Origin of the sequence: Microcystis sp. T1-4, assembly GCF_000297435.1 — a bacterium.
Taxonomy (GTDB): domain Bacteria; phylum Cyanobacteriota; class Cyanobacteriia; order Cyanobacteriales; family Microcystaceae; genus Microcystis.
On the sequence record NZ_CAIP01000107.1, the window covers coordinates 11,422 to 33,520 of the forward strand.

The 22,099-nt window shown below is 42.7% G+C and carries 24 protein-coding genes; 9 read left to right on the forward strand and 15 right to left on the reverse strand.

The window, feature by feature from the left end:
* Positions 1-26: 26 nt before the first annotated feature.
* The 3 genes from MICAI_RS05890 to MICAI_RS05900 are packed head-to-tail and all read right to left on the reverse strand — an operon-like array spanning position 27 to position 3,141.
* Positions 27-1,244, reverse strand: coding sequence for a glycosyltransferase family 4 protein (locus MICAI_RS05890; protein ID WP_008199140.1), 1,218 nt, complete (start codon positions 1,242-1,244; stop codon positions 27-29).
* A gap of 2 nt (positions 1,245-1,246) precedes the next feature.
* Entirely contained in the window at positions 1,247-2,206 is a 960-nt protein-coding gene (locus MICAI_RS05895) for a GDP-mannose 4,6-dehydratase (RefSeq protein ID WP_008199142.1), read from the reverse strand.
* Positions 2,207-2,220: 14 nt separating this feature from the next.
* Positions 2,221-3,141, reverse strand: a complete 921-nt coding sequence (locus MICAI_RS05900; RefSeq protein ID WP_039899667.1) for a glycosyltransferase family 2 protein — start codon at positions 3,139-3,141, stop codon at positions 2,221-2,223.
* 157 nt (positions 3,142-3,298) lie between these two features.
* On the opposite strand from MICAI_RS05900, the gene MICAI_RS27765 reads away from it, so the two are divergent.
* The 3 genes from MICAI_RS27765 (at position 3,299) to folB (ending at position 5,111) form a co-directional block, all read left to right on the forward strand.
* Positions 3,299-3,493, forward strand: coding sequence for a hypothetical protein (locus MICAI_RS27765; protein WP_008199145.1), 195 nt, complete (start codon positions 3,299-3,301; stop codon positions 3,491-3,493).
* A gap of 183 nt (positions 3,494-3,676) precedes the next feature.
* A complete protein-coding gene (locus MICAI_RS05905) occupies positions 3,677-4,660 on the forward strand; it encodes a glycosyltransferase family 2 protein (protein ID WP_008199147.1) in 984 nt (327 codons plus the stop codon).
* Between the two features lie 94 nt (positions 4,661-4,754).
* On the forward strand, positions 4,755-5,111 hold the full coding sequence (folB, locus tag MICAI_RS05910; RefSeq protein ID WP_008199150.1) for a dihydroneopterin aldolase: 357 nt from the start codon (positions 4,755-4,757) through the stop codon (positions 5,109-5,111).
* Here the strand turns inward: folB and MICAI_RS05915 are convergent.
* Positions 5,098-5,640 (reverse strand): NADPH-dependent FMN reductase, encoded by a 543-nt coding sequence (locus MICAI_RS05915; RefSeq protein ID WP_008199152.1) that lies wholly within the window; start codon positions 5,638-5,640, stop codon positions 5,098-5,100. The two genes, folB and MICAI_RS05915, sit on opposite strands and share 14 nt — an antisense overlap.
* A 161-nt stretch (positions 5,641-5,801) precedes the next feature.
* On the opposite strand from MICAI_RS05915, the gene MICAI_RS05920 reads away from it, so the two are divergent.
* Positions 5,802-6,128 carry an antibiotic biosynthesis monooxygenase family protein gene (locus tag MICAI_RS05920; protein ID WP_002759792.1) on the forward strand — a complete coding sequence of 109 codons (327 nt, stop codon included), beginning with the start codon at positions 5,802-5,804 and terminating at the stop codon, positions 6,126-6,128.
* On the opposite strand, the gene MICAI_RS05925 is transcribed toward MICAI_RS05920, so the two are convergent.
* The 3 genes from MICAI_RS05925 to rseP form a co-directional block, all read right to left on the reverse strand.
* Complete coding sequence (locus tag MICAI_RS05925; protein WP_008199154.1) at positions 6,125-6,733, reverse strand: rhomboid family intramembrane serine protease; 609 nt, start codon at positions 6,731-6,733, stop codon at positions 6,125-6,127. The two genes, MICAI_RS05920 and MICAI_RS05925, sit on opposite strands and share 4 nt — an antisense overlap.
* A 224-nt stretch (positions 6,734-6,957) precedes the next feature.
* The gene (gene nth, locus MICAI_RS05930) at positions 6,958-7,614 is read right to left on the reverse strand and encodes an endonuclease III (protein WP_039899668.1); all 657 of its coding nucleotides are present in this window, start codon (positions 7,612-7,614) and stop codon (positions 6,958-6,960) included.
* Positions 7,614-8,705, reverse strand: a complete 1,092-nt coding sequence (rseP, locus tag MICAI_RS05935) for an RIP metalloprotease RseP (protein ID WP_008199158.1) — start codon at positions 8,703-8,705, stop codon at positions 7,614-7,616. The genes nth and rseP overlap by 1 nt, the downstream gene beginning before the upstream one ends.
* Positions 8,706-8,854: 149 nt before the next feature.
* Here rseP and MICAI_RS05940 point away from each other — a divergent pair, with 149 nt between their 5' ends.
* The 4 genes from MICAI_RS05940 to MICAI_RS05960 all read left to right on the forward strand — a co-directional run bounded on the left by MICAI_RS05940 (position 8,855) and on the right by MICAI_RS05960 (position 11,947).
* Positions 8,855-9,418 (forward strand): phycocyanin, encoded by a 564-nt coding sequence (locus MICAI_RS05940; RefSeq protein ID WP_008199161.1) that lies wholly within the window; start codon positions 8,855-8,857, stop codon positions 9,416-9,418.
* A gap of 363 nt (positions 9,419-9,781) precedes the next feature.
* Positions 9,782-10,372, forward strand: coding sequence for a PAP/fibrillin family protein (locus tag MICAI_RS05945; RefSeq protein ID WP_008199162.1), 591 nt, complete (start codon positions 9,782-9,784; stop codon positions 10,370-10,372).
* Between the two features lie 253 nt (positions 10,373-10,625).
* Positions 10,626-11,282, forward strand: a complete 657-nt coding sequence (locus MICAI_RS05955) for a sigma-70 family RNA polymerase sigma factor (RefSeq protein ID WP_008199166.1) — start codon at positions 10,626-10,628, stop codon at positions 11,280-11,282.
* 113 nt (positions 11,283-11,395) lie between these two features.
* Complete coding sequence (locus tag MICAI_RS05960) at positions 11,396-11,947, forward strand: anti-sigma factor family protein (protein ID WP_008199168.1); 552 nt, start codon at positions 11,396-11,398, stop codon at positions 11,945-11,947.
* A gap of 3 nt (positions 11,948-11,950) precedes the next feature.
* Here the strand turns inward: MICAI_RS05960 and MICAI_RS05965 are convergent, their stop codons facing one another.
* Positions 11,951-13,156 (reverse strand): acetate kinase, encoded by a 1,206-nt coding sequence (locus MICAI_RS05965; RefSeq protein ID WP_008199170.1) that lies wholly within the window; start codon positions 13,154-13,156, stop codon positions 11,951-11,953.
* A gap of 377 nt (positions 13,157-13,533) precedes the next feature.
* On the opposite strand from MICAI_RS05965, the gene trxA reads away from it, so the two are divergent.
* The gene (trxA, locus tag MICAI_RS05970; protein ID WP_008199171.1) at positions 13,534-13,899 is read left to right on the forward strand and encodes a thioredoxin; all 366 of its coding nucleotides are present in this window, start codon (positions 13,534-13,536) and stop codon (positions 13,897-13,899) included.
* A 66-nt stretch (positions 13,900-13,965) separates the two neighbouring features.
* On the opposite strand, the gene dprA is transcribed toward trxA, so the two are convergent.
* From dprA to cobG, 7 genes are all read right to left on the reverse strand, one after another.
* The gene (dprA, locus tag MICAI_RS05975; RefSeq protein ID WP_008199173.1) at positions 13,966-15,114 is read right to left on the reverse strand and encodes a DNA-processing protein DprA; all 1,149 of its coding nucleotides are present in this window, start codon (positions 15,112-15,114) and stop codon (positions 13,966-13,968) included.
* Positions 15,115-15,502: 388 nt separating this feature from the next.
* Complete coding sequence (locus tag MICAI_RS05980) at positions 15,503-15,841, reverse strand: type II toxin-antitoxin system PemK/MazF family toxin (RefSeq protein ID WP_002759771.1); 339 nt, start codon at positions 15,839-15,841, stop codon at positions 15,503-15,505.
* Positions 15,831-16,070: a hypothetical protein gene (locus MICAI_RS05985; RefSeq protein ID WP_002750429.1), complete on the reverse strand. Its 240-nt coding sequence runs from the start codon at positions 16,068-16,070 to the stop codon at positions 15,831-15,833. Before MICAI_RS05985 ends, MICAI_RS05980 begins: the two co-directional genes overlap by 11 nt.
* A 335-nt stretch (positions 16,071-16,405) precedes the next feature.
* On the reverse strand, positions 16,406-18,964 hold the full coding sequence (locus tag MICAI_RS05990) for an SUMF1/EgtB/PvdO family nonheme iron enzyme (protein ID WP_008199176.1): 2,559 nt from the start codon (positions 18,962-18,964) through the stop codon (positions 16,406-16,408).
* 186 nt (positions 18,965-19,150) lie between these two features.
* Complete coding sequence (gene cobI, locus MICAI_RS05995) at positions 19,151-19,855, reverse strand: precorrin-2 C(20)-methyltransferase (RefSeq protein WP_002765815.1); 705 nt, start codon at positions 19,853-19,855, stop codon at positions 19,151-19,153.
* Complete coding sequence (locus tag MICAI_RS06000; RefSeq protein ID WP_039899671.1) at positions 19,852-20,478, reverse strand: precorrin-8X methylmutase; 627 nt, start codon at positions 20,476-20,478, stop codon at positions 19,852-19,854. Before MICAI_RS06000 ends, cobI begins: the two co-directional genes overlap by 4 nt.
* 1 nt (position 20,479) lies before the next feature.
* Positions 20,480-21,904 carry a precorrin-3B synthase gene (cobG, locus tag MICAI_RS06005; protein WP_008199183.1) on the reverse strand — a complete coding sequence of 475 codons (1,425 nt, stop codon included), beginning with the start codon at positions 21,902-21,904 and terminating at the stop codon, positions 20,480-20,482.
* Positions 21,905-22,099: the final 195 nt, after the last annotated feature.

Sequence of the window (22,099 nt, forward strand, 5' to 3'; positions counted from 1 at the left end):
AATTGACAAAAAACCAGAGAAATTTCCTAACAAATATCAGCGACTAAAACTTGTTCGTACTTAGCCGCTGCTTGCTGCCAAGTATAATTATCTTCGATTAATTTGCGAGCATTTCTAGATAATTTTTCTCGCAAATCTGCCGATTCAAAAAGACTACTAATCGCCCTACAATATTCCTCAATACTATTAGCCCTTAAGGCTGCTAAAGGAACATTATTTCCCTCCACAGTTAATCCTTCTAAACCTCGATCGCTGGCCACCACCGGCACCCCCGCAGCCATGGATTCTAGGGTTTTGAACTTCATTCCAAAACCCGTTCTTAGGGGAATAACTGCCACAGTTGCCCGATGGAGATAGGTGGTCATTGATGGTACTCTTCCCGTCACAATGACTCCTTTTAACTTAGTTAATTCTTGCACTTCTAGGGATGGATTAGCACCGACTAAAGTTAAAGTAGTATCGGGGTAAGTAATTTGAATACGAGGTAAAATTTCTCTAGCTAAAAAACAGGCCGCATCGACATTAACCCAATAATCTAAGCCACCGATAAACACTAAATTATGTCCAGAAGGAGCCTGGGAACGATAGGGAAACAAATCTAGATCTACTGCATTAGGAATTAAATAAATCTCTCCATTGGGGGCAAATTCTTCCATTTGTTTTTGATCATCATCGGTGGTGACGACAATTTTTGAAAATTTCTGCACAGTTTTTTGTTCGTAGCGACGCATGAGAGGAAGGTAGAGACGATCCCGTAGTTCTTGACTAGAAACCCCAACTTCTAATTGACTTTTGCAGGTTTGATAGAGGGAACTATGCACATCAATTACTGTCCTAATTTGCTGTTGCCATTGGGGACGAATATAAATTTCATTAACACTATGTTCACTGGTGATTACTGAGAATTTTTGACTCTTAACTGCCCTATCTATCCAGTTCTGCATCTCTTGAGAATAGCCAAAAAGTACATTGGGAGGGGTTCCCGTTTGCAGGAATTGAGCTAATCTTTGCAGTTTAGCAATTATTCCAGTTTTGGCATCTCGAGGACGGGGAAAAACTACCAATTCACTAACAAAGTTACCTAACTTTTCTATCTCCTCATCGCTGACATCAGCACCACGTTGAACGAGGAGAGTAATATCATGATTTTTGCTGAGATACTTAAGTAAATTAAAAGTTCTGCCCTGAGTTCCCCCTCTGGTGGGGGGATAGGGAAAGGCGGAACTAATCATTAAGATATTCATAGCTATTCCTCTAAACGATTTTCTAGCATCATGGGGACAATATCGGTCATTTTGTATCGTGCTTGCCAACCTAATTTTTCCTTAGCTTTGCGGGGATTGCCGCGACTAATGGCTAAATCTGTTGGTCTTAACAAACTTCGATCGGAAATTACATGATCTGGCCAATTTAAGCCCACAGTAGCAAAAGCTGTGGCGACAAAATCCTCCAGTTTTGAACTTTCTCCCGTGGCAATGACGTAATCATCGGGTTGCTCCTGTTGCAGCATTAAATACATCGCTTCAACGTACTCCGGCCCCCAACCCCAATCCCTTTGAATATCCATATTTCCTAAGTGTAAAGTCTCGGTACTTCCCCGGGCAATTCTAGCCACGGCAGCGATGATTTTTTGAGTAACAAAGCGCTCGGGACGCAGGGGAGATTCATGATTGAAAAGTATGCCTGAACAGGCAAAAATTCCGTAGGCTTCTCGATAATTAGCCACTTCCCAAAAAGCCGCCGATTTGGCCACAGCGTAGGGACTGCGAGGACGAAAAGGGGTATTTTCGTCGGCAGAATTATCGCCGATATCCCCGAAACATTCACTCGATCCCGCATTATATAATTTAATCTTTGCCCCAGTAAATCGAATTGCTTCTAAGAGATTTAAGGTTCCCGTGGCAATACTTTCTAAGGTTTCCACTGGCTGCTCGAAGGATAAACCCACAGAACTTTGTCCAGCCAAATTATAGACCTCATCGGGCTGAATTTTAATCAACACCTGTAGGACACTGCGAAAGTCATTCAGTGCCATTGATTCTAGTTTGACCTGTTCCTTGATTCCCAAACGTTTCAGGTTACTAAAAGAGGACATTTGGGCATCCCGGGAGGTCCCACAAACTGTATAGCCAGCTTTTAACAGTAATTCGGCTAGGTAGGCTCCGTCCTGCCCCGATATACCACAAATTAACGCTTTTTTACCCATTTATTTACAATAATTTACTTTTGAGGGTTTAACATCGCTTTGGCGGCTTCGCTTAAATAACCGATTTGTCCGTAGGCAAAGAGAAGATTATCAAAGCTTTTAGCAGGATCATTGATAAATTTGACTGATTTCACTAATCCTCTCGCCAAACGTTCACCTCCTCGCCCAAATTGAGCCAATCCCGTCCTTCCTGCCACTTCTTCCCGGTAGTGTTCGCTGATGCCTTGCCACCAACTGCGACGCATAAACCATTGACGATTGATTCTTTCTGGGGCAACATTGTGTTCCACCAGTGCTTCGGGAAAATAGCCCACTTGCCATCCCTGGGCGATTGCCAGTTCTGTAGTGTATAATTCCTCGTTAGAGAGAAGTTTTTGGCCAACTCTTCCCAATTTAGGGTCAAAACCGCCAATTTTCTCCAAGAAATCTCGCCGAATTGAGTAATTAACCCCTCGCGGAGTTAAATCCGCTTGGCTAATATATATCACATTGTCGCCCAAATCGAAAGCCCCTAAACCCGCTGCTAAATCATCGGATAACCAATTGGGTTGACTGTAGCCTTGCGGCCAAATCAGGGTAACTTTACCCCCCGCTACTGCCAGTTTTTCGTTATTTTCGTAGGCATTTAACAGAATTTGCAACCATTGAGGACTTGCGATCGCATCGTCATCCAAATAAGCTAGGATCGGAGCTCTAGTTTCCTTCGCCCCCCGATTTCTGGCGGTAGATAGCCCTAAAATAGGTTCGTAAACATATTTTAGCCGCCCATCTCCCAGACGAGACTCGACCACTTGACGGGTTTTATCGGTAGATGCGTTATCAACCACTAAAATCTCGCAATCTGGGCAGGTTTGCGCCAAAAGACTATCGATCGCTCCTTCTAGGTAGTGATCGCGGTTGTGGGTACAGATAATCCCTACTATCTTAGGAGCCATGGCTATCAAGGTTACTCATTCAATACTCTAAAACTTAACATTCCTTTGGAAAAATGTAAAAATACTTTTAAAGCCGTCAGCCGTCAGCCGTCAGCCGTCAGCTAGACAATAGTGATGATAACTAGAAAAATGGCCAATTAATTGCCGGTTCTTCGGTTTGTGTTATGCAATAGACGGGGTTATAAGAGATGAAACCATTATAGAGAAAGACATTTGGCTATTTTTGTCAATTGTTTTCCATCTAGAACGAATTAATCAATTAAGTCTCTGGCCAAATAAGGATGTAGTCTATTTATGCCACCCGCTCGAACCATACCAAGTAACGAAGAGCCTAATTGCCTTTCTCAAGTAACAAGCTGATAAGTGGGTGGGTGGAATTAAATATAAGATGAACGTAGGTTGGGTTGAAGCATGAAACCCAACGCCTGCATGGGTTACGCTACCGCTAACCCATCCTACAAATAATTGTGCCTCCCTACTTAACTGATAACTGATAACTGATAACTGATAACTGATAACTGATAACTGAAATATTATGCCAAAAGTAACTGTTTGTATTCCCACCTATAACCGCGCCGATTATCTCAGCTATTCGATTAATACTGTGTTGCGGCAGACCTATGAAGATTTTGAGTTAATTGTCTGTGATGATGGTTCTTCTGATCGTACCCCAGAAGTGGTGGCAGCATTTGAGGATTCGAGAATAATTTATCTGCGTCATCCTCAAAATATGGGCAGAAGTTTAAATATGCGATCTGGTTTTACTGCTGCTCGGGGAGAATATTTTATTAAATTCGATGATGACGATGGACTAACTCCTGAATTTTTAGCGAAAACTGTCCCTATTTTAGAGCAAGAAAAAAACGTTGATTTTGTCTGTACCGATCACTGGATCATTGATAGATTTGGACAAAGAGTTGCATCGGCAACAAAAAAAAATTCGGCGAAATGGGGCAAAGATAGATTACAACTAGGAATTATTCCTGATTTAGAAAGAGAAACTTTTTCCTATCAAAGTTTACAGGTGGGTTCGACTCTTTTTCGTTATCGATCTTTGGCTGATGTGGATTATATGCGCCCTCAGGCGGATGGTTGTGAAGATTTTGATTTATTAGTGCGTTTAGCTTTAGCGGGAAAACAAGCTTATTTTCTGCCAGAATTATTAATGGAATATCGTTTTCATGGAGGTCAAACTAGCTTAAAACAAGCGGTTCACTTTTTGCAAGCTAACTTGTTTTGTACAGAAGGTTATCACTTTAACGATGTAAAATTAGAAGAAGAAAGAGTGAAAAGGACGGCTTTTTTACAGGAATCTTTGGGAATAAAATTAATTGAAAAGGGAGACAGCGAAGCTGGGCGAGTTTTAATAGAAAAAGCTTCAAAATTGTCAGGAAAATCCCAACGGGCCAGACTGGGTTTACTGCTTTCCTATTTACCTCTCAACTTGAGACAATTAGCTTTTCAAGGTTTCCGTCAACTACGCCCCAAAGATTACGTCGAACAGGTGAGAGCCGTATAAACTATAATTTATAGCAGTTATCTTATGTCGATACCAAATTGGGTTAGACTTTATCTTTGTGGGAAACGCTGCCAGTTTTTTAATTTAACTATCTATGGATACTATTCACGTTACAGGAATTCGTGCCTACGGTTACACAGGATATCTGGCCGAAGAACAGGTTTTAGGTCAATGGTTTGAGGTGGATTTATCCCTGGAAGTTGATATCAGCATTGCTGGCAAAAGTGACGCGATTGAAGATACCCTAGATTATCGACAGGCGATCGAAATTGTCAAACACCAGATTGAAACCAGCAAATTTGCCCTCGTGGAAAAATTGGCCACAATTATCGCCGAGGATATCCTCAAAATCGAGCGAGTGCGACAGGTAAGAGTACAATTATCGAAACCCGCCGCCCCAATTCCTAATTTTACCGGTAAAATCACCATTGATATTACTAGATCTCGTTGAGTTTACGGGTATTATTGACTAAACTTTGCGCAAAAGCGTCAAAACGTTGGGAAAGCTTCTCATCAAGGATTTTTCCTTCTTCGTTGAAGACTTGCCACGCTTGTCCTAAGCTAATTTGTTCGGGAATTACCCAAGCATGAACCCAACGGAGAATAATTCTTAAATCATTGAGGGCGTTACTATTGGATTGGCCGCCTAAAACACTGATTAATCCGGCAACCTTTCCCGATAACTCCTCAAAACTCATTAAATCTAGGGCATTCTTCATCACACCACTGACACTGCCATGATACTCTGGTGTCGCCAAAATTAACCCCGCTGCCGATTTAACCGTTTGCTGCATTTTGGCCACATCGGGATAGTCAGAATAGTCATCTCCCCCGTTACAGAAGGGTAAAGAGAGTTTTCTCAGGTCAATTATCTCCGTTTCTACTCCTAACGCCCCTAATCGACTGATAGCAACTTCTAACGCCATCGCACTATAGGAGCCAGGGCGTAAACTGCCATTAATACCAACGATTTTGATCATAGAACTTATACAAACTCATAACGACTACATATAAGCTAACAAAAAAAGAGGTAATTGGGGCAAGCTTACTTAAAAAAATATGTCGATGGGGCGGGGAGAGCGATCGATCTAAGTTTTAATGGGAGTAGAAAGAACGATTTATTCCATTTCCCCTGATTGCCATGCCAGAATTTCTCGATTTTCTCAAACATAAATATGCCTATGTGGCTATTGGTGAATTCAAACCGGGGTGTTTTTCCGAGGCCCAAAAACTCTACGAAAAAGCCGTTTCCACCTATTCCACAGGATTCCAGGGGGCTTTTCTGTTGCAAAAACCCGGAACCGACGAAGGCATTGCCGTGATCATCTGGGATAAAATCGATGATATGGAGGCAAATAAAAGCGAAGCCCACGAATTATTGCTGAAATCCATGGCGCCTCTGTTTGCGAAACCTCCTGTCACCGATTTTTACGAAGTATGTAGCGAGATAGAAGGTTCCCCCATTTAGGAATAATGTTTCTTTTCGGTGGCGATTAATTTGGCGGCTAAAACCCCGCCTAGAAAACCGAATAAATGTCCTTGCCAAGAAATCCCCGGACGGGAAGGCAAAACGCCCCAAATTGTGCCACCGTAGAGTAAAAAGACTAGAATTGACAAGAGTATAGAAGGAATATTTCTTTGGAAATAGCCCCGCAGTAATAAAAAACCTAAATAGCCAAAAATCAAGATACTTGCCCCGATATGGATGGATCCGGGAGCAGCAAATAACCAGACTCCTAACCCCCCCACCACCATGGTCAACCCAGTCACAATAAAAAAGTCACTGGTTTCCTGTAACATCACCAACCAACCGAGAATTAGGAAAGGAACCGTATTAGCAATAAGATGGGAAAAGTCCCTGTGTAGGAAAGGTGCGAAAAGAATACCCCGCAATCCGATGACTTGATGGGGCATAATCCCGAAATTGTTTAAACTGCCCCGAAAAACAAATTTATCTAAAATCTCTAACAGCCAAAAAATCGCCACAAAGGTAGCGAGGATTATTGCTTGGGTTTTTATTTCTTGCCGTGATCCTTGACTCATAAGATTGATGGATGAGCTATTTTTTCCCATTATAGCCCCCAGATCAGTTATCAGTTATCAGTTATCAGTTATCAGTTATCAGTGATTCAGTTACCAGTGATTCAGTTACCAGTTAAGTAGGTGGGTGGAATTAAATATAAGATGAACCTAGGTTGGGTTGAAGCATGAAACCCAACGCCTGCATGGGTTACGCTACCGCTAACCCATCCTACAAATAATTGTGCCTCCCTACTTATCAGGTGTGAGTTTTCTGTTTACTGTTTACTGTTTGCTGTGGGACAAAGAGGGGCTAATTGACAGGAAAAACAAGCGGGATTTCTTGCTTTACAAACCGCCCGGCCGTGGTAAATAATACTAATAGAAAAAGTTTCCCAATCCGGTTGAGGTAGTAAAGCCATTAAATCCCGTTCAATTTTCACCGGATCGTTATTAGTAGTTAAACCCAAACGATTACTTAAGCGCTTAACGTGGGTATCTACTGTCACCCCCTCAATAATCGCGTAAGCGTGAGCAAGTACCACATTAGCGGTTTTTCTAGCTACCCCGGGTAAAGTTAATAATTCCGCCATTGTCTTGGGTACTTCCCCCTGAAAATCCTTAAGAATTTTTTGACAAGCACCCTGAATATTTTTAGCTTTATTGCGATAGAATCCCGTGGAACGAATCAGGGTTTCTAACTCCTCTCGCTCGGCAAAAGCTAAGGATTTAGCATCGGGAAAACGGGCGAATAAAGCAGGAGTTACCTTATTTACACGCTCATCAGTGCATTGTGCCGAGAGAATAACTGCCACCAATAACTGCACGGGAGTTTGATAATTTAAGCTACAGGTTGCCTCTGGATATAATCGCTTTAAGTTGCTTAAAATCTCTAGGGCGCGCAGTTGAAGCTTAGTTTTTTTTCGAGGGGCCATCACTGGAATAAATCCTGAAAAACTGCTAGGTTAGCCGTGTCGCGCACGATTAAGAAAACTCCTAATCCTAGGAGTAAAACTAGACCTGTTTGCATGATGTTATCTTGCAGTTTAGTTGGGAGAGGTTTACCTACTAAAGCCTCGATTAATAAAAATACCAACTGACCACCATCAAGAGCAGGTAAAGGCAGAATATTAATCACCGCTAAGTTAATACTAATTAGGGCGGCAAATTGAAAAAGATTACCCGCATCATTACGAGCGATTGCTGCTCCATATTCGACAATTTTAACCGGTCCTGCTACCTGTTGAACATTTTCTTTAAAGTTACTAACTAACTGCCCAAAACCTTGCACGGTTAATAGGGTTAATCGTTGAAATTCCCTCGCACCCAAGCCAAAAGCTTGCCCAAAATTATCGGCTTTCAGGTGAGTTTCTTCACCGTTGGGAGCCAATCTAACCCCAATTTTACCCTGACCATCACTGCCCAATTCAGGAGTAACGATTAAATCGAGCGTTTCTGTGGGGCGTTTGATGGTTAATTTTAGGGGTTGATCGGGGGAAGATTGAATAATGTCACGGAAGTCAATAATGGCATTTTGAGAAGCAGTAAGGGGCTGATCATTGACAGCAAGAACGATATCCCCCGCTTTCATTCCCGCTTGTTTGGCGACGGAATTTTCAGCAGTGAAAACCTCTGGAATAATTACCCCTTCTTGATAGTTAATTTGGGTAAAACCCACCGTAGCAGCTTGGGTAACAAGCAAAAAATAGGCAAAAATTAAATTAGCAATTACTCCCGCACTAATGACGATAGCTCGATCAAAAACAGGACGATTGCGTAATAAATCAGGATCGTTATTGGGAATTTGACTATCGGGATCGTCATCGGGAAAACCAACGTAACCCCCTAAAGGAATGGCGCGGAGGGCGTATTCCGTTTCTTTACCTTGATATTTAGCTAAAGCTGGACCAAAACCGATGGAAAAGCGATTAACATGGATAGATTGCCCACGAGCGGCGGCAAAATGACCTAGTTCGTGAACGACAATTAATAGGGCAAGTACACCGATCGCTATTAAAACTGACATGATGATCAAATTATAATGATTTAGCTTTTGTTTATTGTAAGCGATCCTCCCGGGCAGATTGCAAAAAATCTTTAGTTATCGCTAATTTTTCGATCATTTATGGTAAAAGAGATCTTAACCGCCTAATCTGACCCGACGGAGAGCGATCGATGCCTTTGAGTGAGCGCGCCCAGCAATTAATCCCAAAAGCGAGAATCATTAGTTTCGCTAATTGGCCCTATCAGCAAGCAGCGATCGCTGTTTGGCAACAAGCGGATGATCAAACTCGCTATCTCAGCGACAGCGATTTAGATACTATCGTCAATTTAGAGCCTGATTTACTCGTTTCTATTCAGCAAGCTCGAAAACTGCGGCATAATGCTAATATTATCGTCGATAACGCTCGTCAGGCTTTATTAAGCCAATTTCCTACCATTTTTCAACCCGGGGGTGCTCTTCATCCACCCTACCGCGCCGAAGCTTGTTGGCGTGATTTCTGGAACTTTTTACGTTGTATTACCTACGGTGTCGCCGGACAGCAGATTCCCTATACCAGTGCCGAGGGATTGGAAAATATGCGTCTTCTTTACCAAGAATTACAAGTACCATTAGGGGCGATGATTTCGGGATTAGAAGCCTTAAAACAATACAGTTTAGATTATTTTAGTGACTCAGAAAAAACCGCAATTGCTCCCTATTTTGATCACTTAATTACGGTTATGAAAAAGTTTTAAAACCGCGGCATTTAATCCGTGTTAAAATAGTGAGGCCAACAGTTAAAAATGCCGCTCACTGAGGTTAAAACTCTGTTGAACCCATGAAATCATCGGCGCGGGTGAGCCTGTTAGGGCCACCAAAAACCTCGATCGAGTACCTAGCGGGTCGAGGTAGTTTATAAAAGTAAGGGAGATTAAACCTCTTGCGTAATTAATTTTTGAGGGTTCAAAAACGGCACAAATAAGGATTAAATTGCATAAAATCTGTAAATAGACCATTTAATTGATTATTATTCATTCTTAATTCTCCTGGCTACTGACTACTGGCTACTGACTCCTAACCCTAACAACAATTTTTGATTTTTACAAGAGGTCTATTCTATGGATGCCAAAGCGAAATTACTAGAATTGATCGCTGGTAGAAATCGCGGACTCCTGGCCACGGAAAGCGACCGCGTGCGGATTTTAGCGGCGATCGAACAATTGGAGGACCACAATCCCCATCCTCATCCCCTGGAAGTTAAACAACTATTAGGGGGCAATTGGCGTTTACTATTCACCAGCAGCCGCGGCATTCTGGGACTAGATGGCCTACCTTTTTTTCAATTAGGGCAAATTTATCAATATCTCGACCTGAACAAGTCAAAACTTTACAATATCGCCGAAATTATCGGCTTACCTTGGCTAGAAGCGGTAGTAATCGTCTCCGCTACCTTTGAACCCACATCCGAGCGTCGGGTAATGGTCAAATTTGAGCGCTCGATCCTCGGTCTGCAACGTCTTCTCAATTATCATTCTCCCCAAGAATTTATCGAAGCGATCGAAAGTGGCCAAAAATTTCCTCCCCTCGATTTTTCCTTCAATAATCGCCCACAAACAGGTTGGCTCGATATCACCTATCTCGATGAAGATCTCCGCATCGGCCGCGGCAGCGAAGGCAGCGTCTTTATCCTCGCTAAGGAAAAAACCTAACTTAAGAGCTATTCAGGAGACTCCGAGACTCCGAGACAGCTTTTATGTATTCTCCCCACTACCCCACTACCCCACCTCCCCACTACCCCACCTCCCCACTTGTTGCTCCCTTGCTCCCTTGCTCCCTGAGATCAATGCCCCGATCGGTTAGAATCAAAATATGGGAAAAAAATTCTTTAATTTCGGGAACCTTTGCTGACTTATCCCGTCCTCAAGCCCTGAGTGAGGAGTTTATATCCTTAGAGGAAATCCCATGAGTCAATCGATTCCAGCATCTTGGTCACTTGAGGCCAAAAAGTCTCAAAACCCCGTGTCACCTGACAAACTCTCCAACTATGATCTGATTGCACGCTGTCAGGAAGGGTGCCTGCCTGATCGAGCAGCCTTTGCGGAACTGCTGCGGCGCTATCAGGCTCATGTTGATAAATTACTCTATCATTTGGCTCCCGATTGGCAAGATCGCGCTGATTTGGCTCAAGAGGTCTGGATTCGCGTCTATCGCAATATTAACCGTCTCCATGAACCCCTCAAGTTCCGCGGTTGGTTGAGTCGCATTGCTACTAATCTTTTTTACGACGAATTGCGGAAACGCAAGCGGGTTAATCACCCCATTTCTCTCGATGCTCCCCGGCGCGTGGAAGATGGCGAAATCGATTGGGATATCGAGTCCGATTACCCCAGTCCCGATGAACATCTCACCACCCACGAATTCTACGATCAATTACAAGCGGCGATCGCTGATTTACCAGAAGCTTTTCGGACAACTATTATTCTGCGAGAAATTGAAGGTATGGCCTACGAAGAAATTGCCGAGATCACGGGAGTTTCTTTAGGAACTGTTAAATCTCGCATTGCTCGCGCTCGCGCTAAATTACAATCTGTTTTACAGCCCTATTTTACGGAAGGCTAAAGAAAATTGTGGTGATTCGGCACTAACGGTCGAAGTGAGGAGTCGTTAAAGTTAACTAGCTCCGTGCTGGTGAAAAGTGATTGCATACCGATCGCTTCTGGTCGAGGTCAACCATGAATAATTATCAACCCGAAGACGTTCAATGGATCAAGTCTTTGTTACGTCACGATGAGGGGGATTCCCAATCCGCAACCGAGGATATTTTATTCTTAGATGAGGATAACGAAGCAGCTCATCGTTTCGATTTAATTAGCGCCTATATTGATAACGAAGTAACGGTAGAGGAAAGGAAGCTGGTTCAGCATTGGTTAGACCATGATGCTGCCGCTAAAAAACTCTATCGGCAGCTCTTGGGATTACAAACTAATTTAAGGCAAATCCCCGTACCGGTTACTAGGGCCAGCGACCGATTGGCAGAACAGGTGTTCAGAAAAGTCGATGGTCAGCGTCGTCGGCAATATTATGTTTATGGTGGCGCAATTTTCACCGCTATGGCGATCGCTGTTGGCTCCTACTTCGTCTCGGGACGCAACGATCCCCTCTCCCAAATGGCCAGCAGTCCGAGCAGTATTAGCCAAGAGGGAGACCATTTGATGATTGCTCTTAACCATCCAATTATGGAGATTCCCACAACGGAAGAGCCAAAAGAGAATGGCCAAAGGTAAGGTCTATGGGGATAAATGCCAGCATTCTCGTGCGATCGCCCAATCTTCCGCCGTAGCAATTACCATCACTCTTACTTTAGATGTGTCGGTGGCGATATCCTCATCCCGGGGATGGGCGGCATTTTTAGCCAAATCTAACTCTAAACCCAAAAAAGACCAGCCTTGACTGGCTTTTTCCCGCACTAAAGCTGAATTTTCGCCGATTCCTGCCGTAAATACCAACACATCTAACCCCTCTAGAGAAGCGATCATCGATCCGATTAAACTTTTCAGACGATGAATATACATCTCAAATGCTAATTTTGCCCTCTGGTTGCCTTCGGCCATTGCCGTCGTAATTGCCCGCATATCCCCAGAAATACCCGAAATTCCCTTTAAACCCGATTCTTTATTCAGTAAACTATTTAAACTATCGGGATTGTATTGATATTCTCGCTCTAGATAAATCAGAATCGCCGGATCGATCGAACCGCTGCGGGTTCCCATCATCAATCCCTCTAGGGGAGTAAATCCCATAGTAGTATCGACACTTTTACCCCCCTTGACTGCCGATAGGGAAGCACCATTGCCCAGATGACAAATCACCATTTTCAAAGATTCTAGGGGTTTTGCCAACAATTCGGCAGCCCGTTGGGAGCAGTACTGATGACTGGTGCCATGGAAACCATAGCGACGGATTCCCAGTTCACTCCATTGGTAGGGAATGGGATAAAGAGAAGACTCGGGAGGGATAGAACGATGAAAAGCGGTGTCAAACACTGCTACTTGAGGAACATTGCCCAAAACTTGCTCGATCGCCTCAATTCCTTCTAAATGAGCGGGATTATGGCTAGGAGCGAGGGGAATCAGCTTTTTAATCGTTTCTTTGACTGGGGGAGTGATCATGGTTGCCTGGGAATATTCCGTGCCACCATGGACAACTCGATGACCGACTATACTAATGTCGGTGAGATTGGCCACCACCTTAGTTGTTCCAGTTACTAAGGTATCTAACATCCGAGCAATTGCCGCCGGACGATCCTGACTAGAAAGATTAATTTCCTGTTTAATTCCCTGAGCTTTTACCGTTAAAACCCCGTAATCAGGGTTAACCGTCCAATCGATCCCCGCTGCCCAAATTGGTTGGGGGGGATGGGAGGGGAGAAGCTCTAAATCGTATAAACAACTTTTTTGACTGCTCGATCCTGCATTTAAGACCAGAATTTTCATAGAAAAGCTCAATTAGGAGGTGGCCTATACCGATCATAATCAAACTCAGGTTAAGCCTAGATAAAATCGCTAACTTTTTGGGTTTTTCTGCCAGAAAATTTTATCTGGCTGCCATCACCCCTCCCTGACTCTGGCAATATTACAAAACTTTATCAAAAAAAAGTCAAAATAGAGCCTCTAGGGTTATAAAATACAAGAATGCCCCTTGTGAAATTGATCCAAGAAGCTACCTCTGATGCAAGTTAAGGCCTCTAAAGTGGATTTAGAGCTAGTTCTCGTCCTTTTCACCAGTGGAATATCAACATCGCACCACGAATCTCTAGAATGGAATTTTTGCGTATTCTAGATAACCGTGATTACTAGAGGATTTCTTAAGTATGTCAGAGGTTACTGCCGTTACTGCCGTTACAGATGCCACCTTTAAAGATGAAGTTTTAGATAGTGCCGACCTTGTCCTAGTGGATTTCTGGGCTCCTTGGTGCGGCCCCTGTCGAATGGTGGCTCCCGTTGTCGGAGAAATTGCCGAAATGTTCATAGGGCAAGTCAAGGTGGTGAAACTCAACACCGACGAAAACCCCAATATCGCTAGTCAGTACGGGATTCGCAGTATTCCTACTCTGATGATCTTCAAAGGAGGTCAAAAAGTTGATATGGTGGTCGGGGCTGTACCGAAAACCACTTTAGCTAATACCATAGATAAACACCTGAAACCTGATGATCCTCAAAAGGGGTCAAAAAGTTGATCTAGTGGTCGGGGCTGCACCGAAAACTACTTTAGCTAATACCCTAAATAAGCATTTGGGGGTTAACTAGGTTTTCTGGTAACGCATACCGGGTAACTGAGTCACTAAACCTATTAATTCTAATTCCAATAAGATCCCCGCCACTTCTGAGGTGGGGATTTGCATTTTTTGAACAATAATGTCAAACAACAGGGCATCTCTGTCAAATAACTGATACACTTGTGCTAGTCTAGGTTCTAGATTGACTGGAGGAGCAGCATTAACGACCGAGGATGTGTCTGGAGGAAGTGAAGGGGAGAGATTAACCGGTGCGGATTGGTTCGTGGTGGGAATTGCCCCCAACATTTCTAATAATTTCTCCTCAGAAACGATAATTTCTGCCCCCTGATGAATGAGTTGTAAACAGCCCCTAGCGGCGGTAATATCGGGAGAATTGGGTAAAGCATAGATATCGCCGCCAAATTCGTTAGCATAACTGGCCGTAATCAGGGAGCCAGACCTTTCGGGGGCCTCGATAACAATCGTGGCGCGACTTAAACCGGCGATAATGCGATTACGACTGGGAAAATGGGCTTTATTCGGCTGAGTTGCGGCGGGATGTTCACTAATGACTAAACCCTGCTTTTGGATGTCCGCCTGTAGCTGCCGATGACGACTAGGATAAACCACATCGACCCCCGTTCCCAAGACGGCAATCGTTCTTCCCCCTGCTTTTAAACAGCTTTGGTGTGCCTCGCCATCAATTCCTTCGGCCATGCCAGAAACAATAGTAAATCCCTGTTGGGCCAAAAGGGTACTTAAGCGCCGCGCCCAGCGCCTGCCGTGATCCGTGGGGTTACGAGTACCCACAATGGCGACGGTGGGGATATTTCCCTGATTTTCCTCTAAATTGACCTTTCCTTGATAGTAAAGTAAGGGGGGAGGACTGGGAATTTCCCAGAGAAAGCGGGGATATTCTGGGTCGCTAGGAGTCCAAAAAAGGGGGTTTTTCTGGATATGTTCGGCGAAAAGAGCTTCTGGGTCAATTTGCGCTCGCCCTTCCCGTACCGCTACCATTAACTTTTTGCCAAATCCCGCCACTTCTGCGATCGCAGTATCGGTGGCATTCCAGGCCACAGCGACACTGCCAAAATGTTGATAGAGTCGCTTTAGGGAAATTGACCCAACTCCAGCAATACTTGACCATGCTAACCAATAAACGCGCTCGTCTGTCAATTTAAAAAGCTCCTCAGACCAAGTAATATTTTCAGTCAGTTTTAACCGACTGCGGCCAGATGACCCTAATTTATTTTAATCTTGCCGGAATCCCTTCCATTAGTTGTTGAGGTATTGTTGAGCCTCGTCCATGTCTTTCACTTTTTTAACAGGTGAATAAGTTGTTCTTGATCTTCTGGGGGAAGTTGTTCGGTTGCCTCTAGTATTTCTGCAAAAGTGGCTTGAGTCATGGTTTTAGTTGGTTATAGTGGTCTTTGGAGCCAATTGTAGCAGTAAGGGTAGAATATCTTAGCATAGCGTAACGGATATAACAGACAAATTTATTGTAATTTAAAGCTAAAAACTGCGTTAAATAATGCCCCCGAAGAAATCAGTGATCGTATTTTTTTTAAGAACGTAGAATATCGGACAAAATATCTACAATTAAGGTTTGGGTTTTTAATGATAATGAGCCTAGTTCACGCTGAATCAGTGAAGAGCGAAGTGTTACTAAATGATCAAGTCTGATGGCTGACGATTGGCGAAGACCACTGATCATAAAATCTGGATTTTCTGGTCTCAGAATAATATCTGTATGAAGGGGATTTTCTGGAATACGACTGGTAATTAGGGCAAAGATAATGTGTTGATAGCCTCCAATTTGATTGGTTAGGCAATAAGCAGGACGAACCTTACTGGAAGATAAATCGTCGAAGGGAAATTGAATTAATACAATTTTACCCTTCATTAGTTACAGGTTGTCCATCGTTAAGAGTATAAATATCTTCTTCGGGATCTTGCAGAAAAGCAAAGCTAGGGTTATGGGAAACGGCATCTAGCCAGTTTTTTTCGTTCAGTTCATCCTCCGACATCAAAAGAATGACGCGCACAAACCGATCTTTTTCTTGGGGAATAGGATGATCAAGTTGAATTTGTCCTTGGGTATTGAGGATACCAGTGGTTTCAATCGCACGCATAGCAAAACCTAAAAGAAGTGATTCGATTCTAACATTAAAGTAACCATAAAAAGCGGTGACGGGCAACTACAGCGATCGCTATTCTCAGGCTCCCCCTATGGCTCTCCTCGACTTTGTATGATAATCATTGCTTATCATTCCTTGTAGTTTTGCCAGACAAGGGTTTAAAGACTATATTTCCAGAAAATTATCGGCTGCATCTCCTATTTGTGACTTTCCCTCACCTATAGGTGAGCAGTAGAAGTTATTCAAAGAGGGCGAATGCAATTCGCCCCTACAATAATATTATTACGCCAATGGTGGCTCCCAACTGATAAAAGTTAACTGTTAACTGATTAGGGGAGATCGCACACAACACGAAAACCGATATCGTTGCGAATATCGGCAACGCTTCTGCCTCGATACGCTGAGCTATAGGCCAAAGGGTCGCGGCACCACGAACCGCCACGCCGTATTATTGATGACTTATTAGTTATATTGTTATCTCTCCATGCAAGACTGCCATTTTCTCTAATATTGTCTGGTTTGCGAGCATAACTTTCATGATTTTGATCAGCACACCATTCCCAAACATTGCCGTCCATATCATAGATTCCCCAAGGATTAGGCCGCTTTTCCCCAACAGGATGGGTTGTATTATTTGAATTACCATCAACCCAGGCATAATCTCCTAGTTGCTCTTTATCATCGCCAAAACTAAATCGGGTTTTTGTACCAGCGCGACAGGCATATTCCCATTCTGCTTCTGTAGGCAAACGGTAGTTTTTTCCGGTTAACTGGCTCAATTTTTCACAAAACTCTTGAGCATCAAACCAATTAATGGTTTCTACCGGGTTCTGGGGATTTCCTGAAAACCTGGAAGGATTATATCCCATCACCGCTTGATACTGTGCTTGGGTGATAGGATATTTGCCTATCTGAAATGCTGGCACAATTACTTCATGTATCGGTTTTTCATTCTCATTCTCATTAGAACCCATGTTAAATTTACCAGCGGGTATATCCACCATTTCTGGGTTAAAGTTTGGTAAAATTACAGTTTCAGTTTGCCGAATTATCTTGGGCGATACTTGTAATAACTTATCAACATTTACCTTCGCCAAGCTGAATTTGGGGTTAATTTGTAAGACCTCCTCGGTTGTCGATTTTTCATAACCGTAAGCCATTAAAGCTTTAAGCTTAGTATGACTACCCCAATAGCGAATCGACTCCTCTTCATTTGGTGGACTCCACTCTCCCCGTGCAAATTTTTCTAATTTTGCTAAAATTTGCTTATCATTTTCCAAATCTGATAATAACAATGGCCATTTTAAACTAATCGCAGTAAATTTGCCTAACTGTTCAAAAGTTAGAGAAGGAACTGACAAATTATCATTCTCATCTCGCTCCTCAAAAAATAAACCAGTTTCATTAGCGATATAAACCTTGAGACGAAAGACATTGATAAAGTGTTTAATCCGTCGCGGATTGTAATCCAATGCAGGAGCCACCATCATAATGACATTCCGCACTGTTGGGGAATCTTTATCAAAATTGTTGACTTGAATCGCTTCTAATCGCTTAATTACAGCTGCTTGTGCTTTCTGTTTTTCGGTTTGTTCGGATTCTATCGAAGGATTATCTAGAGACAAGTTTTTTAAATCACTTGTCTGATTACTTGTTGCAGAAGTGAGATGCTTTTGCGAATTATTTCTCTGGGGTAAAGCTAACTTAAACTTACTCCAGAATGACTGAAAAAATTTAGAGGAGGATTTATCTGGCGGTAAATGCGGAGGCTGTGGAGTAGCAATCTTAGTCAAAAAACGCTCAAAATCTGACTGGGATGGTTGGGGAACTAAAAAGGGAAGCTGGACAAACTTTTCAATGAAAGTATAACCATAAGCTAACCCTTTATTAGCACTATGTCTGGCCAAAATATCAGGATCAATTTCTGTGGTTTCCGACGGTAAATACTTGAGAATGTTTTCGTATTTTACCGCTAAACTAGCGGCTACTTTTTCTCTGTCCATTCCTAAAATAAACACCACTGAAGGATCATCAGCAATCATCAAATTAATCGCCTGCATCAAGTCCGCTGATTTTGGATGTTCACAACGATCTAAATCGTCAATAAATACATATACCCGATCATTGCCAATATAAGCATCAACAATTTTAGCAAAATCTTCATGAAATTCTTCTACAAATGCCGATTGTTTTTTATAATCTGGGGCTTCTATGTATTTAATTAGGTTGTTTTTGGGGTTTTGGAGTAATCTTTGAAAATTTCTCAATAAACTCTTAATACCAGAGAAAATACCTGCTCCTGATAAGGTTAACCCGACCGCAGTAAATAATAATTTAAAAACTGAATTAATTTTGCTCCACAAAATATCTTGAGAGGTTGTTGCTCTGATTAATTCGTTAATTCCTTCAACTCCATAAATGATTAAAATAAAAGGAATGGCAATTGAGGCACAAATCACAAAAATTATTAATGGTAAAGCTTTAATTAATTCAAATAAGCCTTTTTCTAAGTTAAAACGCAATAATTGTAATTTAAAATATCCTAGGATAATTCGAGGTAAATCTCGCCAATTTTTGGGCGTAGAAATCTGCTTAATAAAAGACAGCGCAAAAGCTGCCCATACCGACTCCGCTTTATCGTGTCGCCAAGCATTAAACCAAACCGTCCGACCTCCCTTTTTTCGTAAATATTCCTCTAACATTTTCATAAAAGAAGACTTGCCACTACCCCACTCTCCCTCAACCGATAAAGTTAGGGGTGGTTGTGTCTGCTCATGCAACAAAAATTCAGCGATCGCTATTACATAAGGCTCAAATCCGAGAGCATCATTATTAGTCGCTTGATCGCTGACGCTAGTATTGCGGATAGATTCAGGAAAATCGGACATGGTAGTTATTTTTAGGTGACAGAGAACGGAGAAGAAAATAGATTACCTTATCAATTCGAGAAACGCTGTATATAACCCCCTATGCAACAAAAAAAGCAACGAAGAAAAGACATTTTCATAATATTATCTAAACCCTATAGGTTCTGTCAGTTAGGGGATAGAAGATTTAACTTAGTGTCTATAGAGTTATTGGGGTTTAGTTTTACTAGGAATCAGAATTAATGACCAGTAAGTAGCAGCCTCTGGATCGACTTCTGTAATCGGAATAATTTGCTGATTGGGTAAGGTTGCTCGTTCGATGTAGAGGGCGCGTTCTAATAATCCTAATTCCTCGAGAATATTGCGAACTTTAGCGAAATGTCTGCCTAATTTAATAATCGCTGCTGCATCAATAAAGGCTAGGCGATCCCGCAATATTTCCGCCTCTAAAGTAGCGGGCATAATACTAAATACGTCATTTCGATAAGTGATAGGTACACCCAGCATTGCTGCACTTGCCATCACTGAAGAAATACCCGGCACGACTTCAATGGAAAAGCGATCGCACAAGCGATTAAAGATATACATAAACGTGCCATACAACATCGGATCGCCCACACATAGAACCGCCACATCTCGACCTAAGTTTAACTGTTCGGCGATATTTTCGGCGGCAATATCATAATGAGGTTGAGAACTGCGCTCGACACTAAAAGGCAAAGGCATGGGAATTTCTATCTGCTCGGGACGGATAAAATCCGAGACAATTGCCCGTGCCAAAACTTTGCCACTTTCTAAGGTAGGATAGGCAATTACCGGAACAGTTGTGAGAATCCGGTGTGCTTTTAGCGTCAACAATTCGGGATCACCAGGCCCGATTCCTAATCCATAAAGTTTGCCTAATTTATTCATAATTCGTTCTCTTTTGCTAAAGCATTGACTGCTGCTGCTGCGATTGCGCTGCCTCCCCTACGTCCGTGCAGGGTAATAAATGGCACACCACGACTATTAGTTGCTAATTCTGTTTTCGACTCTGCCGCTCCCACAAATCCCACGGGAAAGCCTAAAATCAAAGCCGGTTTATCTACATTTTGATCGAGCAATTCTAGCAGGCGAAAAAGTGCGGTTGGTGCATTACCAATGGCCACCACTGCTCCAGCTAAATGAGGTCGCCAAAGTTCTAAAGCGGCAGCGGAGCGGGTATTATTAATTTGCCGTGCTAACTCGGTCACTTCTGGATGATTGAGGGTACAAATAATCGGATTATCTTTAGGTAAACGCGCTTTGGTAATGCCATTAGCGACCATTTGAGAATCACAGAGAATTGCTGCACCCCCAGCGAGGGCATTTCGTCCGATTTTAACTGCATCCGGTGATGCTTCTAAATCTTCTGTTATGTCTGTCATCCCACAGGAATGAATTAGACGAACCGCCACATGAGCTAAATCATCGGGGAGATTTTTCCAGTTAGTTTCAGCCCGAATAATAGCAAAAGATTTGCGGTAAATTTCCTCGCCATTCTTAATGTATTCCATTCTATTCATCTAAATTTTTCGATTTTTGGGAGCTTAAAATTTGGGCTATGAGGGGGGGAATCTTGGTAAATTCTCCCTCAAATATGGGTGTTTCTAAGAACTTTTGACTATCACCCACATAGACTTGATAAGCTTCTAGTATTTGGCCATTTTCCTCGATGGTAGTTCCTAAAAGGGTAATTTCGGCTGGACCCGGTTGAGCGCAGGATTTAGCACAACCCGTCAAATGAATATTAACAGGAGAATTGCAGGTTAAGCGTTCTTTCAAATAATCTGCCAAGAGAGAAGCATGAATTTGAGTTGCAGTGGCCGCGGCTGCACAGCCCGGTTTACCGCTACAGGCAACTATCCCCGCATCCCATCCAAGAGAAGCGGATAATCCTAGTGATGCCAGTTTTGGCAACAATTCTGAGACTTTTTCATCGGGAATATCGGGTAATATAACAGTCTGCCAAGGGGTTAATCGTAACTGACCACTGCCAAAAGTTTCTGATAGTGCCGCTAATCCCCATAGTTGATTAGCCGTCAATTGTCCTAATCTTAATGATAGACCAATATAAGATAATCCTGGTTGCTTTTGAGGATGAATTCCCAGATGAAAATAGGGTTGAGTAGAATGGGCAGCCTGCCGGTATTCTTGCCCTTGTATTATGCCGGTAGAAGTCCGATGTAATTGGTAGTTAACTTGTTCGAGATATTTTGTCAATCCCCAATCTTTGAGCAGGTGTTTCATCCGAGGTTTTTTCCCCTTGATATTGGGGGTTTGTTGAACATAATCGATATAAACTGTGACTAAAGCTTTGACCACAGCTAAACAGTTTTCTGGCTCAATTAATAAGTCCGTGTCATAGAATTGTTTATCTCCTCCGAGGGCTAATCGAAAGCAAACAAGAGAAGTTAAATTTGTCGGATTATTGACGGTAATTGCCGATAGCTGAATCTCATTATAGCGGTGTTGCCAGGCCATAGTTGAACTGGTGCCAATTCCCACTGCACCACCGCCATCGATCCCGATACTAAATTTAGGACTTAGTTGGGCAATTGATGGATAATTTTGGATAAAATTATCTAATTCTTGGACTAATGAACGGGTATCGATCGATTCTTGGCAGTCAATTCCAGCCGTGGGACTGGACATGATATTACGCAAATGATCGATACTGGGATTATGGGCAGCTAACCCTAATTTTTGCAGGGTTTGAAATTCTTCTAAACTGGGGGATTTTTGCAGTCCGCGAATTTGCAAATTTGCCCGATTGGTAACTTGTATTGTCGTCTGCCATTGTTCGAGCCAAGTGGCGATCGCTTTTCCCTGTGGAGAATTGAGCCATCCACCGGGGGTGCGGAGACGAATTAAAAACCCATCTTGGGCAGCAGTTCCATAAAATAAACCCGGACAAGCATTTGCTTCAACTAACCAATTCACCGTTGTTTGTTCTCCATGCGACGCAGAGAAGTAGTTAGAAAATTATTTGTCTATCTACCGATTAAAAACTTGTAATTGGCATTCTGACTCGCAAGGAAAAAGGGAAGATGTACTCTTTTTACTTTTTACTTGATTACAGCTGCGGCACAGTACCAGAATCGCACTGGACTTTCCCAAAGACAAGTTTAAGGATTA